We start from the raw sequence: 15,060 nt of genomic DNA on the forward strand, positions 1-15,060 counted from the left end.
GCTGCAGAGGTGGGATCACCGGTGGCACGGCGCGGTGGCCTGATGTCGGACGCCCTCAAGTACGAGCTGGCGCGCGAGCTGGGCGTGGCCGAGGTGGTGGGGCGCGAGGGATGGGGCTCCGTCTCCTCGCGCAACTGCGGCAACCTGGTCCGCCTGGCCATCGAGCGGGCCGAACGCTCGCTGGCCGGCCAGGCCGGCGGCCCGCCCGCCGCGCCGACGGGCTCTCCGCTGCCGCGGCGCTGAGCCGGGGCGGCGGCAGGGGCGGCGGCAGACGGACGGCCCGGGGGACTCCCCCGGGCCGTCCCCGTCCTCTTGGCGGGCCGGGGCTCAGCGCCGGCCCGGCACCGTCTGGCTCATGGGATCCAGGAGCTCGTTCAGCTCCTCCGGCGGCAGCACGTTCCGCTCCAGGCAGAGCTGGCGCACGGTCTTGCCGCTGGTGTAGGCCTCGTGCGCGATCTCGGCGGCGCGGTCGTAGCCGATGCGCGGCGCCAGCACCGTCACCATGGCCAGGCTCTGCTCCACCAGCGCCTCGCAGCGCTCGCGGTTGGCCTTGAGGCCGGCCACCAGGCGTGCGTTGAAGTTGCGCGCCCCGGCCGCCAGAAGCTCCACGGACTGGAGCAGGTTGTAGGCCAGGACGGGCATCATCACGTTCAGCTCGAAGTTGCCGTGCTGGCCGGCCAGGGTGACGGTCAGGTCGTTGCCCATCACCTGGGCGGCCAGCATCATCACCGACTCGGCGATGACGGGGTTGACCTTGCCCGGCATGATGGAGGAGCCCGGCTGGACGGCGGGGATCTCCAGCTCGCCGATGCCGCAGCGCGGCCCCGAGCCCAGCCAGCGGATGTCGTTGGCGATCTTCATCAGGCTGACCGCGATGGTCTTCATCTCGCCGCTGGCCTCCACCGCGCCGTCCTTGGCCGCCTGGGCCTCGAAGTGGTTGGCCGCCTCGCGGAAGTGCATCCCGGTCAGCTCGTTGAGCCGGTCGATGACGCGCTTGGCGAACTCGGGGTGCATGTTGATGCCCGTGCCCACCGCCGTCCCGCCCAGGGCCAGCTCGGAGAGCGCCTCGCGCGCCAGCTCGGCGCGGCGGATGGCGTGGTCCACCTGGCTGGCGTAGCCGGAGAACTCCTGGCCCAGGCGGATCGGCGTCGCGTCCTGCAGGTGCGTCCGGCCGATTTTGACGATGTCGTCGAACTCGCGCGACTTGGCCCAGAGGCCGTCCGCCAGCTCGTGGAGCGCCGGCAGGAGCCGCTTCTCCACCGCCTCGGCGGCGGCCACGTAGATGGCCGTGGGGATGACGTCGTTGGAGGACTGGCCCATGTTGACGTGGTCGTTGGGGTGGACGTAGCGCGAGCCGACGGGATGGCCCAGGATCTCCGAGGCCCGGTTGGCGATCACCTCGTTGGCGTTCATGTTGGTTGAGGTGCCCGAGCCCGTCTGGAAGACGTCGACCACGAAGTGCTCGTCCCAGCGGCCCTCCGCCACCTCGGAGGCCGCCTGGACGATGGCCCGTCCCCGTTCCTCGTCCAGGAGGCCCAGCGCCATGTTGGTCTCCGCCGCCGCCTGCTTGATCCAGGCCAGCGCGCGGATCATGGCCCGGGGGAGGCGGAGGCCGCTGACGGGGAAGTTGAGCACCGCCCGCTGCGTGGAGGCGCCCCAGTAGGCCCAGGCGGGTACCTCCATTTCGCCCATCGAATCCTTCTCGACGCGGTAGGCCGTCTCGGACAAGACCGGTACCCCCTTCCGCTCTCTAGGATTCCTTTCGCCGGCCGGGGCCGGTTTCCCCACCGCCGCGGCAGGCGGGGGCCGCGGCGGGGCGAATGGCTCCAGTCGGGAGGAAGACCCGCCGGGCGCGGCGCGCCGCCGGCGGGAGCTCCGCCGGAGAGGGTGGCGGGCGTGCGCGTGGTGGTGACGGGAGGGACGGGGCTGATCGGCCGCGCCCTGGCCGGCGAGCTGGCGGCCCGGGGGGAGGAGGTGGTCCTGCTCAGCCGGCGGCCGGCCGCCGCGGCGGCCGCCGGGCTGCCGCCGGGCGTCCGCCTCCTCCCCTGGCCGGCGCTGCCGCGCGGCGAGCTGGCCCTCCTGCCGGGGCCCCGCGCCGGCGAGTCGGGGGAGTGGCGCGAGGCGCTGGAAGAGGCCGAGGCGGTCGTCCACCTGGCCGGGGAGTCCATCGCCGCCGGCCGCTGGGACGGGGCGCGCAAGGCGCGCCTCGTGGAGAGCCGGCTCCTCTCCACGCGGGCGCTGGTGGAGGCGCTGGCGGCGGCGCGGCGGAGACCCGCGGTGCTGGTCAGCGCCTCCGCGGTCGGCTACTACGGGTCGCGCGGGGAGGAGGAGCTGGCCGAGGAAGCCGGGCCCGGCGACGACTTCCTGGCGCGCCTCTGCGTCGCCTGGGAGCGCGAGGCGATGGCGGCGGAGGGGCTGGGCCTGCGCGTGGTCCGGCTGCGCACGGGCCTCGTCCTGGCCCGCGAGGGCGGAGCGCTGCCGCGCCTCCTGCTGCCTCTCCGGCTGGGCCTGGGCGGACCGCTGGGCGGCGGCCGGCAGTGGGTGCCCTGGATCCACCTGGAGGACGAGGTGGGCCTGATCCGCTGGGCGCTGGAGGAGGAGCGCCTGGCAGGGGCGCTCAACGCCGTCGCGCCGGAACCGGTGCGCGAGGCCGACCTGGCCCGGACGGCCGGCCGCCTCCTCCACCGGCCCGCCTGGCTGCCCGCCCCGGCGCCGCTCCTCCGCCTGGCACTCGGGGAGATGGCCGACGCCCTCCTCCTGGCCAGCCAGCGGGTGCTGCCTGCGCGGGCCCTGGCGCTGGGCTACCGTTTCCGCTACCCTCGCCTGGAGGGGGCTCTGGCGTCGCTCCTGGGCGGCGGAGACGGCCGCCCGCCGGCCCGGGAGCGCTACGCCGAGCCGCCCTAGCGCCGCGCCCCGGGGCGGGGCAGGGGCTTCCTCGTGAGGGACGAGTCTGGAGCGCAAAGGAGCTGGCAGCCGAGGTGGCAGAGGAGAGGAGCCGGGCGCGCGGCCCCGAGGCCGCGCTCCTGGACGGCTACCCGCACATCCCCTGGCGGCGGGACGACGTCAACCTGCGCCGGGAGCGGAACCGCTTCGAGAGCGGCGAGATCGACGCGGCGGCCCTGGCGGCCGCCTACGACGCCACCGTCCTGCGCGTCCTGCGCGAGCAGGAGGCGGCCGGCCTCGACCCGGTGACCGACGGCCAGGTACGCCAGGACGACCTCCTGGAGCCGCTGGTCCGCGACCTGGCCGGGCTGGCGCCGGGCGGCCTTGTGCGGTACTACGACAACAACTTCTACTACCGGGCGCCGCGCGTCACCGGCCGCATCGCCCCGCTGGGCATGAGCCTGGCCGGGCAGACGGCCTGGCTGGTGCGGCGCACGGAGCGGCGCGTCAAGGTGGTGCTGCCCGGGCCGCTGACGGCGACGGCGCTGGTGGAGGACGAGCACTACCACGACCGCGAGCGGCTGCTGGCCGACGTGAGCCGGGCGCTCCACCTGCTGGCGGCCGCGGCGGTGGAGGCCGGCGCCGCCGTCGTCCAGCTGGACGAGCCCGAGCTGGTCCGCCCGCAGGGCGAGGAGCGCCGGCGGGCGCTGGCGGACCGGGCCGCCTGGCTGGCCGAGGCGCGCGAGGCGACGCGGCGGGTGACGGAGGGGCTGGGCGTGCGCACCCAGCTGGCCCTCTTCTTCGGCGACGCCGCCCCGCTTCTGGACGCCCTCGGCGACTGGCCGGTGGACGACGTCCTCTTCGACCTGGCCTCGGGACCGGCGGCGGCCGACCGCCTCGCCGCCGAGGGCTTCCCCCGCGGCGTCGGCCTGGGCTGCCTGGACGCCCGCCAGCCGCGCCTGGAGAGCGTGGAGGAGATCGAGCGGCTGGTGGAGCGGCTCTCGGCGCGCGTGGCGCCGGAGCGGATGACGCTGCATCCCAGCGCCAGCCTGGAGTTCCTGCCGGCGGAGAAGGCCCGCGCCAAGCTGCTCCGACTGGGCGAGGCGCTCGCGGCCATCAGGGGGGACGGGCGATGACGGGAGAGGTGCGGGAGCCGGGGCGCGCCGGCGCGGCGGGCGTCCGGAAGACGGGCATCCCCCACCGGACGCTGCGCACCACGGGGGTCGGCAGCCTGCCCAAGCCGCCGGCGCTGCTGGAGGCGCGGGAGCGGGTGCGGCGCGGCGAGCTGGAGCCGGCCGAGCTGCGCCGCCTGGAGCGCGAGGCGACGGAGGCCTGGATCCGCTTCCAGGAGGAGATCGGCATCGACGTCCCGGTCCACGGCGAGATGGAGCGGGGCGACATGGCCACCTACTTCGCCGAACTCCTGGAGGGCTTCGCCATCTCGGGCCCGGTCCGCTCCTACGGCAACCGGTACTACAGGAAGCCCATCGTCACCGGGCCGGTGCGGCGCACGCGGCCGCTGGTGCTGGAGAGCTGGCGCGAGGCGCAGGCGTTGACCGACCGGCCCGTCAAGGCCATCCTGACCGGCCCGTATACGCTCTGCGACTGGTCCTTCAACGAGTACTACCCGGACCGTCGCAGCCTGACGCTGGCGCTGGCCGAGGCCCTCCACGAGGAGGTGCTGGATCTCCAGGCGGCCGGCGCCCAGTTCATCCAGATCGACGAGCCGGCCATCTCCACCCGCCCGGAGGAGATCGGGCTGGCCATCGAGGCCATGGGCCGCGTGACGGAAGGGCTGAAGGCGCACACCGTCAGCCACATCTGCTACGGCCACTGGGAGGAGGTGCTGCCGGCGCTGCTCGAGCTGCCGGTGGACCAGCTCGACCTGGAGATGGCCAACGGCGGCTACGCCCTGCTCGACCTGCTGCGCCGCTACCCCTTCGAGAAGGAGATCGGCCTGGGCGTCATCGACGTCCACAGCCACCGCGTGGAGAGCGTGGAGGAGGTGAAGCGGGGCATCTACCGCGCCCTGGAGTTCCTTCCTCCCGACCGGGTCTACGTGGATCCGGACTGCGGGCTGAAGACCCGCACCGAGGAGGAGGCGAGGCGGAAGCTGGAGGTGATGGTCGAGGCCGTCCGGGAGGTGCGCCAGGAGCTGGGGCTGGCATGAAGAGCCCCTTCCTGGCCGCGCTGGAGGAGGGCCCGCTCCTGGCCGACGGCGCCGTGGGCACGCAGCTGCACGCGCGCGGCGCGCCGCTCTTCGGCTCGCTGGAGCTGCTCAACGTGCAGTCGCCGGAGCTAGTCCTGGACCTGCACCTGGACTACCTGCGCGCCGGCGCCCGCCTCCTGACCACCAACACCTTCCAGGGCCACCGGCTGGCGCTGGCCCGACACGGCCTCCAGGAGGAGGTCTGGCGGCTCAACGTGGCGGCGGTCAAGCTGGCGCGGCAGGCGCGGGAGATGGCGGGGCAGGAGGCTTTCGTAGCCGCCTCGCTGGGCCCGTGCCAGGGGGCGCTGGCGCCGCTGGGCCCGCTCCGCGAGGAGGAGGTGGAGGCCGCCTACCGCGAGCAGGTGCGGGCGCTGGTGGCGGGTGGCGCCGACCTCTTCCTGCTGGAGACCTTCTCCGACCCGCGCCAGCTGGCGCTGGCGCTCCGGGCGGTGCGCGCCGAGTCCGACCTGCCGGCGGTCGCCTTCTTCACCTTCTCCGCCGACGGGACCACCCTCTACGGAAGTCCGGTGGAGCGGGTGGTGGAGGAGTTCCTGGAGGCGCTGGGCGGCGAGCCGCTGCCGGAGCTGATGGGCGTCAACTGCGGCGCCGGGCCGGCGCCCAGCCTGGAGAGCCTGGCGCGCCTGGAGCGGGCGCTGGGCGGCCGCCTGCCCGGGGACCGGGAGGGGCGCTGGGCGCTCTCGCCCAACGCGGGCCTGCCGGAGCGGAGCGCGGAGGGCGTCCGCTACCCCTCCCGACCGGGCTACTTCGCCGAGACGGTGGCACGCGGCCTGGAGCTGGGCGCGCGGCTGGTGGGCGGCTGCTGCGGCACGTCGCCGGAGCATGTCGCCCGGCTGGGGCTGGAGCTGGCCCGCCGGAGGCCGGCCTCCGGGGCCGGAGGGGCGGCCACGCCCGGCGGGGCCGGGCCGGCCGCGCTCGTCGCCCCCGCCCGGGCGGAGGGCGGCGGGGCGTCGCGGGCGGTGCCGGCGGGCCGGACGGAGGAGGGGGAGCCTCCCGAGACGGCGCGGCCGCCGACCGGCGAGGCGCCGGGCGGCGGGCGCTTGGCGGAACGGCTGGGGCGGGAGCTGGTGGTCAGCCTGGAGCTCGATCCGCCCCGCGGGGCGGTGGCCGACCGCTTCCTGGCGCAGGCGCGCCAGGCCCGGGAGGCGGGCGTCGACTGCGTCAACGTGGGCGACAGCCCCATGGCCCGGGTGCGCATGTCCTCGCTGGCCGCAGCCCACCTGGTCCAGCGCGAGGCGGGCGTGGAGGCCATCCTCCACTTCACCACGCGCGACCGGAACCTGATGGGGCTGCAGGCCGACCTGCTGGGCGCGCACGCGCTGGGCGTGCGCACGGTCCTCGCCCTCACCGGCGACCCGCCCGCGCTGGGCAACTACGCCCACGCCACGGCCGTCTACGACCTCGACTCCGTCGGGCTGATCCGGCTGCTGCGCCGGCTCAACGCCGGCGAGGACGCCGCCGGCAACCGGCTGGCGCGACCCACCGGCTTTCTGGTCGGCTGCGCCCTCAACCCGGTGGCGGAGGACCTGGAGCGGGAGCTGGAGCGCTTCCGCGCCAAGGTGGCCGAGGGCGCCCACTTCGTCATGACGCAGCCGGTCTACGACCCGGCCGACCTGGAACGGGTGCTGGACCGCCTGGGCGGCTCGCCGCTCCCGCTGCTGGTGGGGCTGATGCCGCTGGCCAGCTACCCGCACGCGCTCTACCTGCACAACGAGGTGCCCGGCGTCCGCCTGCCCGAACCGGTGCTGCGGCGCATGGAGGAGGCGGGAGCCGAGGCGCGCCGCGCCGGGCTCGAGGTGGTGCAGGAGGTCTGGCTGGCGGTCCGTCGCTGGGTGGCGGGCGCCTACGTGGTGCCCAGCTTCCAGCGGGTGGAGGACGCGCTCTCGCTGGTCCGCTGGCTGCGCGGGCTGGAGGCGGGCGGCCGGGCGGCCGGCTGAGCGGCCGGGAGGAGCTCCTCCAGGCGGCGCCGTAACTCCGGCGGCAGCCGCCGCGGCCGGCCGCTGCGGGCGTCGACGAAGACCTGGACCGTCCGCCCGCTCGCCACGCGGCGGCCGTCGGCCGCCTCCACCTCGTACTCCAGCGCGAAGGAGGAGCTGCGCACCTCGCCCACGCGGACGCCCACGCGCAGCTCTTCGCCGAAGCGCGCCGGGCTCCGGTAGAGGCAGGAGGCCTCGGCCAGCACCATGGGCGGCAGCGGTTCGCCGTCGGCCGCACGCCCGGCCAGCGCCTCCGGGGTCACGCCCAGGACGCGCTCCAGCCAGAGCGTGCGCGCCTCCTCGAAGTAGCTCAGGTAGACCGCGTTGTTGACGTGGCCGAGCAGGTCGCAGTCGCGCCAGGCGACGCGGCGCGTGGCCAGGAAGTCGTACCCCTCCAGGCGTCCTCCCTCCCCGCGGTCAGCCGTTCTGGGCGCCGCCTGCCTGGCGCGGCGGCCGCAGCTCCACCGTCGGCCGGTGGAGGACCATGGCGCCGGCGGGCACGCTCTCGGTCACCCAGCAGTTGCCGCCGATGACCGCGCCGCGCCCGACGACGGTCTCGCCGCCCAGGATGGTGGCGCCCGAGTAGACCACCACGTCGTCCTCCAGCGTGGGGTGACGCTTCTGGTTGCGGATGAGCGCCCCGCTCTCGTCCTTGGGGAAGCTGAGGGCGCCGATGGTGACGCCCTGGTAGAGCTTCACCCGGTCGCCGATGACCGCCGTCTCGCCGATGACCACGCCGGTGCCGTGGTCGATGAAGAAGCTCCGCCCGATCCGCGCGCCCGGGTGGATGTCGATGCCCGTCACGCTGTGGGCGTACTCGGTCATCATGCGCGGGATGAGCGGCACGCCGCGGAGCCAGAGCTCGTGGGCCAGGCGGTAGACGAGGACGGCGAAGAAGCCGGGGTAGGCGAGCAGGATCTCGTCCAGGCTCTTGGCCGCCGGGTCGCCGTCGAAGGCCGCCTGCACGTCGTCGCAGAGCAGGTCGCGGATGCGCGGCAGCTCGGCCAGGAAGGCGGCGGCCACCGACTGCGCCCAGCTCAGCTGCGGGCAGAGCGAGGCCGAGGTGTCGCAGGCGTGCGCCCGCGCCGAATGGATCTCGTCGGCCAGGTCCCAGAAGATGTCGCCCAGCCGCTCGTTGAGGGCCGTCAGGTCGAGGCGGACCGCCTGGCGCCCGCTGTAGTGGCCGGGGAAGAGCACCCGGCGCAGCTTGCCGACCAGGCGGATGACGCGCTCGTAGTCGGGGTAGCGGGGAGCCACCGGCTCGCGCAGGTTGCCCTGCTGCTGCGCCGCGTGCAGGCGCTCGGCCGCCTGCAGCACGCGCCGCATGGCGCCTCCCAGCTCGTCGGACGCGGTGCGCCCGTCCTCCAGCTCGTGGGCCAAGGCCATCGCCCTCCTGTCCCCTCAATCTAGCATCGAGGGGCGCGGGGCCGCATACGGCTGGAGCGACGAAGCCGGGGGGTGAGCGCCATGTCCGACCTGAAGGCGCTGGCGGACCAGCTGCGGGCGCACGAGTCGGAGCTGATGCCCACCTACGAGGAGCTGGCGCGCGCCGCCGAGGCTCCCGCCGAGGTGAAGATCGTCCACCAGCTCCGCGCCTACCAGCGCCTGCAGCTGCTCAGCCTGGAGCTGCTGGGCGACCGGGTGCCGGAACGCTTCCTGGGTTTCGGCCGGGTGACCGCCAGCGACGTCAACATCCGCTCCGCGCCCAACGGCCAGGCGGGCCTGGTGGGCAAGGCGCAGCAGGGCGACCAGGTGATCATCTGCAGCTACCAGGGCTACTGGGTGGAGGTGCAGGTGATGCACGGGCCGTCGGGCTACATCTTCCGCGACTACGTGCAGGAGGAAGGCGGCTGAGCGGGAGGAGCCCGCCGCCCCGGGGCGAAGCCGCTTCCTGACGGAGGCGGCCGACCTGATCCTGCGCGACCCGGTGCACGGCGACATCACCCTGACCGGCGAGGAAGCCTGGCTCCTCGACGCCCCCGAGGTGCAGCGGCTGCGCTGGGTGCAGCAGCTGGGCACCGCCTACCTGGTCTACCCCGGCTGCCGCCACAGCCGCTTCGAGCACGCCCTGGGCACACTAGCCGCCGCCGGCCGCATCCTGGCCGGGCTCCGGGCGGCCGGCTTCGACGTGGCGCCCGAGGTGGAGCGGGCGGTCCGCGCGGCGGCGCTTCTCCACGACGTCACCCACGTCCCCTTCGGCCACACCCTGGAGGACGAGCGCGGCCTCCTCCCGCGCCACGACCGCGGCCCGCGCCTGGGCCTCCTGCTGCGCGGCGAGCTGGGCCGCCGCCTGGAGAGGCTCGGCCTGCTGGGGCCGGTGCGCGAGATCCTGGAGCCCGAGTCCGGGGAGGAGCGAGCCGCCGGGGGCGGGCTCCCCCCCTGGGCCCGGGAGCTGGTGGCCGGCACGGTCGACGCCGACCTCCTGGACTACCTGCGCCGCGACGCCTACTACGCCGGGCTGAAGCCCGACTACGACGACCGCGTCTACCGCTACTTCGTCCTGGACGGGGGCCATCTCGCCCTCAACCTGCAGGACCGCGGCATCGACCGGCCCGACGCGCGCTCGGAGGTGATCCAGGTCCTGCGCACGCGCTACTTCCTCACCGAGCGCGTCTACTTCCACCACGCCAAGGTGGCCTCGGGGGCCATGGTCTCGCGGGCGGTGGAGACGGTGCTGGAGGCGGGAGGCGTCGACGAGGAGCGGCTTCTCCGGCTGGGCGACCAGACGCTCCTGGAGTGGCTGGCGGGCGGAGCCGGGCTCCGGAGCGGCGCTCGCGAGACGGTGGCCGGCCTGGCGCGCGCCCTCCTGGAGCGGCGCCTGCTCAAGCGCGCCTACGTCCTGACGGCGCGGAGCACCGGGCGCGACGAGCGCGCGGAGCTGACGCGCCTCTACTGGCGCCGGGGCGAGCCCCGGCGCCGGCTGGAGGCGGAGCTGGCCGGGGAGGCCGGCCTGGCGGAGGGCTGGGTGGTCGTCTGGTGCGCCCAGGAGAGCGCCATGAAGGAGGCGCGGGTGCGGGTGGTCAGCGCCTCGGGCCGGCGGGAGCTGGACGGCCCCGAGGTGGAGGTGCTGGACCAGGCCTACCGCGGCCTCTGGCGCCTCTACGTCTTCGCGCCCCGAGAGGCGCGCACGCGCGTCGAGGCGGCGGCGGAGCGGCGCTTCGGGCGGCCCAGCGAACTCCAGCCGCCGTCCTAGTCGGGATTCCCCGGCCCGCCCCCTTCCCCCGCGGAGGGGGGCTTACTCATTTGAGCGGGGGGTCCTGGCCAGGTATAATGAACGCGCATTCCGATAGATGCACCCTTAGGAAATATACTTACAAAGCATAAGGGCGGACCGCCGGAGCCGGGCCGCGGCGGGGCGCCCGTAGGGGGGTCGGAGGTGGCGGAGCCCAGGCCGAGCCTCTGGGAGAGGATCCGCGAGACCTCGCTCTACCGGTCGATCTACCGGACGCGGTACCCCGACCAGCCGCGCTGGCAGTCGATGGTCATCCTGCAGAGCCTCGCGCTCCACCTGCACCCGGTCCGGGTGCCCAAGCGGGCCACCCGTCTCACCTACACCTGGGGATTGGGCGGGCTGAGCGTCTGGCTCTTCCTCATCCTGACGTTCACCGGCGTCTTTCTGATGTTCTATTACGTGCCCGACGTACCCGGGGCGTACTTCTCGATCCAGAACCTGGCCACCAGCGTCACCTTCGGCCAGTTCATGCGCAACCTCCACCGCTGGGCGGCGCACGCCATGGTCCTCCTGGTCTTCATGCACATGACGCGCGTCTTCCTCACCGGTGCCTATAAGCCCCCGCGCGAGTACAACTGGATGGTCGGCGTGGGTCTCCTCGTCCTCACCTTCCTGCTCAGCTTCACCGGCTACCTGCTGCCCTGGGACCAGCTGGCGCTCTGGGCCATCACCGTGGGCACCAACATGGCCGGCTCGACGCCGCTGATCGGCGGCGCCGTGCGCACGGCGCTGCTGGGCGGGTTCAGCGTGGGGCCGTCCACGCTGGTCCGCTGGTACACGCTTCACGTCATCTTCCTGCCGCTGGCGCTGATCGTGGGGATGAGCGTCCATTTCTGGCGCATCCGCAAGGACGGCGGCATCTCCACCCCCATCTACGAGGAAGAGGAGATCGGGAGCCATGTCCAGCTTGCCCAGTGAGCGCCGCGAGGCGGAGGCGCGCCCGCAGGCCGGTTCGCGCGAGCGCTTCTTCGAGGACGTGCCCGAGGAGGAGCTGCGCCGCGTCTACGTCTGGCCCAACCTGCTGAGCATCGAGCTGATCGGGGGCCTCTTGCTCCTGCTCCTGCTCAGCCTCCTGGCCATCTTCGTCAACGCGCCGCTGGAGTCGCTGGCCAACGACGAGAAGACCCCCGACCCCTCCAAAGCGCCCTGGTACTTCCTGGGGCTGCAGGAGCTGCTGCTCCACATGCACCCCTCGCTGGCCGGCGTCATCGTGCCCGGCGTGGTCATCCTGGGGCTGATGGCCATCCCGTATATCGACCGCGAGCGGGTGGGGACGGGCATCTACTTCACGACCAAGAAGGGCCTTCCCATCGCCCTCTTCTCCCTGGCCTACACGGCCGTCTGGGAGTTGGCCCTGATCCTCCTGGACCAGTACCTGCCGGCGGCCGAGGGCGGGCACGGCCTGGGGCCCTACCTGCACACGGTGCTGGGCTGGCCGGAGTGGATCTCGGCCATCGTGGTGCCCAGCGCCATCATGCTCTTCATCCCGGCGCTACTGGTCCTGCTGGTGAAGCGACGCTGGCAGGCGGACACGCGGGAAGTGATGATCGCGCTCTACGCCTTCTTCTTCGCCTCCTTCTGGACGCTGACCATCGTCGGGACGTTCTTCCGCGGCGAGAGCATGAACCTGGTGCTGCCCTGGAACCTGCCCGGTTTCAGCCAGTAGAGGCCGAGGCGGCAAAGGCACGGGGGTGAGCGTGGCATGAGCGTACAACCCGAGGAACAGCAGCCGGGGCCGGCGCAGAGGCCAGTGGCCGAACCGGAGAAGGTGGGCCGGAGGCGGCTCCTCCGCTACATCATGTGGGGCTCGACGGGCGTCTTCGCGCTGGCCACGGCGGGCATGGGCCTGGGCATGTTCTGGCCCCGGAAGATCCAGGGCTTCGGCGGCAAGGTGGTGGCCGGGCCGGTCAGCAAGTTCGCCCAGCCGCTCAGCGTCACCGTGGTCCGCGAGGGCAAGTTCTACGTCTCCCACGTCACCAGGCAGTACGCGCCCGTGGAAGGGCTGATCGCCCTCTACTGGCGCTGCGTCCACCTGGGCTGCACGGTGCCGTGGGTGCCGGCGGAGGACCGTTTCCACTGCCCCTGCCACGGCTCCATCTACGACCACGCGGGCAAGAACATCGCCGGGCCGGCGCCGCGGCCGCTGGACTGGATGCCGCTCACCATCGAGAACGGGACGGTGGTGGTGGACACCGGCAAGATCAACCAGCGGCACGCGGTGGAGGCGAACCAGATCACGCCCATCAAGGGCTGAGCGGGGACGCATTCGCGGCCGGCCCGGGCTGGCGCGAGGAAGGGCCGGCGGACGGAGGGGACCTGGGTGCTGTTGCAGCTGTCGGGCGCACGTGGTGAAGCGATCGAACTGCTGCTGGTGATGGTGACGCTGGGCCTCTTCTACGTGGCGATGTACGCCATCGACCGCTGGATGCGCGTCGACGGCGTCCAGCATCCCGTCCGGGGGGGTGGCCGGCGTGGCCGATGAGCCGGTCCAGGACCGCGAACGGGTCTACTTCCTGGTCACCACCCTGGCCTGGCTTCTCGTCCTGCTGGTGGTGGGCTACGCCATCTACGATCCGCTGCGCATGGCGAGCGCGGCCTCCCAGCAGCACCAGGCGGCCATCGAGGACGGGGCGCGCATCTACGCGCAGTACTGTATGGTCTGCCACGGCCCCAACGGCGAGGGCGTGGTGGGCAAGCCGCTCAACCGGGCCGACCTGCAGGGCGACCCGGCCACCAAGCAGGACGTGGTGGCCATGCTGACGCAGACCATCACCAACGGCCGCCCCGGCTCGACGGTGCCGCACTGGGTGCGCCTGCCCGACGGCAGCTGGGCCTCCTTCACGGCCATGCCCGCCTGGGGGCGGTCGCAGAACGGGCCGCTGGACGAGCAGATGGTGAGCGACGTGGTGGCCTTCATCATGAACGGCGACTTCTCGCTGGCCGGCAAGTACACGCCGCCCATGGGCACGGGGACGGTCAGCCAGGAGCAGGCCGCCAAGCTGAGCTCCTCGGAGCTGATGCAGAAGCTGGTCCAGCAGCTGCCGCGGCCGGCCGGGCTGGACGCCTCCACCTACGCCCGGGCGCAGCAGCTGATCGCCAAGTACGGCTGCCTCAGCTGCCACACCATCGGCTCGGTGGGCGGCCGCATCGGGCCCGACCTGACGCAGGTGGGCAGCTGGGGGCTGGACGCGAGCTTCCTGCAGAACTGGCTCTTGCACGCGCCCACGGTGAAGGACCGGGCGCCCGTCTACTGGTCCAACTTCCAGGATCCCTTCCCGGTGCTGGAGCGGGCGCTGGGCGGGACGGGCGGCTCGCAGGGCGCGCTGGCGCCGCTGCCGGCGCCGACGCCGCTGGAGCATCCGACGGATATGCCCAACTTCCAGCAGTCGATGGGCATGACCCCCGCGGATGCGCAGACGCTGGCCGACTATCTGCTGCACCTGAAGTAGGGGCGCGGGAGGGGGGAGGGGAGCCATGGAGCCCGCTTGGGAGCGGCTGGCCTGGCTGGCGACGCTGGCCTTCCTGGGCGGCGTGCTGCTCAAGCTCAACCAGCTGACCGGCTTCCCCTTCTTCCAGATGTTCGGCCTCTGGGCGCTGATCGGGGCGATGCTCCTGGCCAGCCGCTGGTGGGAGCGCCGCCAGGCCGCCCGGGCCGAGGCGGCGGCGCTGGCGAGCCTGCGCGCGCGGCTGCCTTCCGGCTCCCGTCTCCTCCGCCGGCGGGCGCGGCGGCGGGGCGGGGAGGCGGCGGCCGACCTGTTGCTGCTCGCGCCGGCCGGGGTGGGCCTCCTGGTCTACGAGGAGTCGGCCGAACACCGGCGACGGGGCGGTGCCGCGCGGGCGCTGGCGGCGGCACGGCGGCGGGCGCTGGCGGCGGCCGGGCGTGCGGAGGTGCTTCTGGCCGCCCTGCCGGGGGGCTCCGCGGGCCTGCTGGTCCGGGCGGGAGTGCTCCTCCTGCGCCGGCGGGCGCGCGAGGAGGAGGCGGCGGCTGCCGCCCGCGAGGCGCCCGGGGGGGAGAGGGAGGTCCGCTTCCTCAACCCGGAGGGGGTGGAGGCCTGGCTGGAACCGCTCCTGGCGAGCGAGGCCTGGGGCCCGGAGGCGCGTGCCGCCTTTGCGCGGCTCTGGCGGGAGGAGGCGGAGGGCGAGTCGGCGCGCCGGCCGGTTGTGGCGCCGGCGGGCGCGCCGGGCGTGGAGCCGGTGGGAGCGGACGGTCCGCCCACCCTGGCGGGCGGCGCCGAGGAGCGGGAGCGCCGCCAGGGGCGGGAAGAGCGGCTTCCCGTGGACGCGGGCTCCCGGGCGACGGGGGGATAAGGGATGGCGTACACCATCGTCGAGAAGTGCATCGGCTGCTCCGCCTGCGAGAAGGTCTGCCCCACCGAGGCCATCTGGGGCAGGCAGCGCGAACTCTTCCACATCGATCCCGAGCTGTGCATCGACTGCGGGGCCTGCGCCAGGGTCTGCCCGGTGCAGGCGATCCACGACGCCAGCGGCTATTTTCCGCCGCGCATCGCACGGCGCGCCGACTGGCCGAAACCCGTGATCGACCCCGATCTCTGCTCGGGCTGCACCTTCTGCGTCGACATCTGCCCGTTCGACTGCCTGGAGATCGAGGGGGGCTCCATGTTCGGCACGGCCAAGCTGGTGCGGCCCAACGCCTGCGTCAGCTGCGGCGAATGCGAGGAGGTCTGCATCAAGGGCGCCATTGTGGTGCCCGGCGTGCGCCGGCGCGGGCAGGTAGCCTGAGC

General features: G+C 73.9%; 17 protein-coding genes. 14 read left to right on the forward strand and 3 right to left on the reverse strand.

Annotated features, from left to right (window positions below; translation table 11 throughout):
* Positions 1–21: 21 nt before the first annotated feature.
* Positions 22–243, forward strand: coding sequence for an alpha/beta-type small acid-soluble spore protein (locus K6U79_01875; protein ID MCL6521110.1), 222 nt, complete (start codon positions 22–24; stop codon positions 241–243).
* A gap of 84 nt (positions 244–327) precedes the next feature.
* Here K6U79_01875 and K6U79_01880 read toward each other — a convergent pair whose 3' ends face one another.
* Positions 328–1,728: a class II fumarate hydratase gene (locus K6U79_01880; protein ID MCL6521111.1), complete on the reverse strand. Its 1,401-nt coding sequence runs from the start codon at positions 1,726–1,728 to the stop codon at positions 328–330.
* A 168-nt stretch (positions 1,729–1,896) separates the two neighbouring features.
* Here K6U79_01880 and K6U79_01885 point away from each other — a divergent pair, with 168 nt between their 5' ends.
* From K6U79_01885 to K6U79_01900, 4 genes are all read left to right on the forward strand, one after another.
* On the forward strand, positions 1,897–2,904 hold the full coding sequence (locus K6U79_01885) for a TIGR01777 family oxidoreductase (protein MCL6521112.1): 1,008 nt from the start codon (positions 1,897–1,899) through the stop codon (positions 2,902–2,904).
* Between the two features lie 74 nt (positions 2,905–2,978).
* Entirely contained in the window at positions 2,979–4,019 is a 1,041-nt protein-coding gene (locus K6U79_01890) for a hypothetical protein (protein ID MCL6521113.1), read from the forward strand.
* The gene (locus K6U79_01895; protein MCL6521114.1) at positions 4,016–5,053 is read left to right on the forward strand and encodes a methionine synthase; all 1,038 of its coding nucleotides are present in this window, start codon (positions 4,016–4,018) and stop codon (positions 5,051–5,053) included. Before K6U79_01890 ends, K6U79_01895 begins: the two co-directional genes overlap by 4 nt.
* A complete protein-coding gene (locus K6U79_01900; protein MCL6521115.1) occupies positions 5,050–7,047 on the forward strand; it encodes a bifunctional homocysteine S-methyltransferase/methylenetetrahydrofolate reductase in 1,998 nt (665 codons plus the stop codon). The genes K6U79_01895 and K6U79_01900 overlap by 4 nt, the downstream gene beginning before the upstream one ends.
* Here K6U79_01900 and K6U79_01905 read toward each other — a convergent pair.
* Positions 6,954–7,484 (reverse strand): acyl-CoA thioesterase, encoded by a 531-nt coding sequence (locus tag K6U79_01905; protein ID MCL6521116.1) that lies wholly within the window; start codon positions 7,482–7,484, stop codon positions 6,954–6,956. The two genes, K6U79_01900 and K6U79_01905, sit on opposite strands and share 94 nt — an antisense overlap.
* Positions 7,485–7,503: 19 nt before the next feature.
* Positions 7,504–8,412, reverse strand: a complete 909-nt coding sequence (locus K6U79_01910) for a serine acetyltransferase (GenBank protein MCL6521117.1) — start codon at positions 8,410–8,412, stop codon at positions 7,504–7,506.
* 132 nt (positions 8,413–8,544) lie between these two features.
* Between K6U79_01910 and K6U79_01915 the strand changes: the two genes are divergently transcribed.
* The 9 genes from K6U79_01915 to K6U79_01955 all read left to right on the forward strand — a co-directional run bounded on the left by K6U79_01915 (position 8,545) and on the right by K6U79_01955 (position 15,058).
* Positions 8,545–8,940, forward strand: coding sequence for an SH3 domain-containing protein (locus tag K6U79_01915; GenBank protein ID MCL6521118.1), 396 nt, complete (start codon positions 8,545–8,547; stop codon positions 8,938–8,940).
* Between the two features lie 73 nt (positions 8,941–9,013).
* Positions 9,014–10,279 carry an HD domain-containing protein gene (locus K6U79_01920; GenBank protein ID MCL6521119.1) on the forward strand — a complete coding sequence of 422 codons (1,266 nt, stop codon included), beginning with the start codon at positions 9,014–9,016 and terminating at the stop codon, positions 10,277–10,279.
* A gap of 285 nt (positions 10,280–10,564) precedes the next feature.
* The gene (locus K6U79_01925) at positions 10,565–11,236 is read left to right on the forward strand and encodes a cytochrome b N-terminal domain-containing protein (protein MCL6521120.1); all 672 of its coding nucleotides are present in this window, start codon (positions 10,565–10,567) and stop codon (positions 11,234–11,236) included.
* On the forward strand, positions 11,217–11,984 hold the full coding sequence (locus K6U79_01930; protein MCL6521121.1) for a menaquinol-cytochrome C reductase: 768 nt from the start codon (positions 11,217–11,219) through the stop codon (positions 11,982–11,984). Before K6U79_01925 ends, K6U79_01930 begins: the two co-directional genes overlap by 20 nt.
* A 36-nt stretch (positions 11,985–12,020) precedes the next feature.
* The gene (locus K6U79_01935) at positions 12,021–12,572 is read left to right on the forward strand and encodes a Rieske 2Fe-2S domain-containing protein (protein MCL6521122.1); all 552 of its coding nucleotides are present in this window, start codon (positions 12,021–12,023) and stop codon (positions 12,570–12,572) included.
* Positions 12,573–12,638: 66 nt separating this feature from the next.
* The gene (locus K6U79_01940; GenBank protein MCL6521123.1) at positions 12,639–12,800 is read left to right on the forward strand and encodes a hypothetical protein; all 162 of its coding nucleotides are present in this window, start codon (positions 12,639–12,641) and stop codon (positions 12,798–12,800) included.
* Positions 12,790–13,767 carry a c-type cytochrome gene (locus K6U79_01945; GenBank protein ID MCL6521124.1) on the forward strand — a complete coding sequence of 326 codons (978 nt, stop codon included), beginning with the start codon at positions 12,790–12,792 and terminating at the stop codon, positions 13,765–13,767. Before K6U79_01940 ends, K6U79_01945 begins: the two co-directional genes overlap by 11 nt.
* A gap of 25 nt (positions 13,768–13,792) precedes the next feature.
* Positions 13,793–14,626, forward strand: a complete 834-nt coding sequence (locus K6U79_01950; GenBank protein ID MCL6521125.1) for a hypothetical protein — start codon at positions 13,793–13,795, stop codon at positions 14,624–14,626.
* A 3-nt stretch (positions 14,627–14,629) separates the two neighbouring features.
* The gene (locus K6U79_01955) at positions 14,630–15,058 is read left to right on the forward strand and encodes a 4Fe-4S binding protein (GenBank protein ID MCL6521126.1); all 429 of its coding nucleotides are present in this window, start codon (positions 14,630–14,632) and stop codon (positions 15,056–15,058) included.
* The last annotated feature ends 2 nt before the right edge of the window (positions 15,059–15,060 follow it).

It is taken from the genome of Bacillota bacterium, from assembly GCA_023511835.1.
Classification (GTDB): Bacteria; Bacillota; Sulfobacillia; order JAIMAT01; family JAIMAT01; genus JAIMAT01.

What these genes read in the sequence shown, in the direction of transcription:
- K6U79_01895 (MCL6521114.1), top strand. Translation starts at nt 4,016, where the DNA reads ATGACGGGAGAGGTGCGGGAGCCGGGGCGCGCCGGCGCGGCGGGCGTC.
- K6U79_01900 (MCL6521115.1), top strand. Translation starts at nt 5,050, where the DNA reads ATGAAGAGCCCCTTCCTGGCCGCGCTGGAGGAGGGCCCGCTCCTGGCC.
- K6U79_01910 (MCL6521117.1), bottom strand. Translation starts at nt 8,412, where the DNA reads ATGCGGCGCGTGCTGCAGGCGGCCGAGCGCCTGCACGCGGCGCAGCAG.
- K6U79_01925 (MCL6521120.1), top strand. Translation starts at nt 10,565, where the DNA reads ATGGTCATCCTGCAGAGCCTCGCGCTCCACCTGCACCCGGTCCGGGTG.
- K6U79_01930 (MCL6521121.1), top strand. Translation starts at nt 11,217, where the DNA reads ATGTCCAGCTTGCCCAGTGAGCGCCGCGAGGCGGAGGCGCGCCCGCAG.
- K6U79_01935 (MCL6521122.1), top strand. Translation starts at nt 12,021, where the DNA reads ATGAGCGTACAACCCGAGGAACAGCAGCCGGGGCCGGCGCAGAGGCCA.
- K6U79_01950 (MCL6521125.1), top strand. Translation starts at nt 13,793, where the DNA reads ATGGAGCCCGCTTGGGAGCGGCTGGCCTGGCTGGCGACGCTGGCCTTC.
- K6U79_01955 (MCL6521126.1), top strand. Translation starts at nt 14,630, where the DNA reads ATGGCGTACACCATCGTCGAGAAGTGCATCGGCTGCTCCGCCTGCGAG.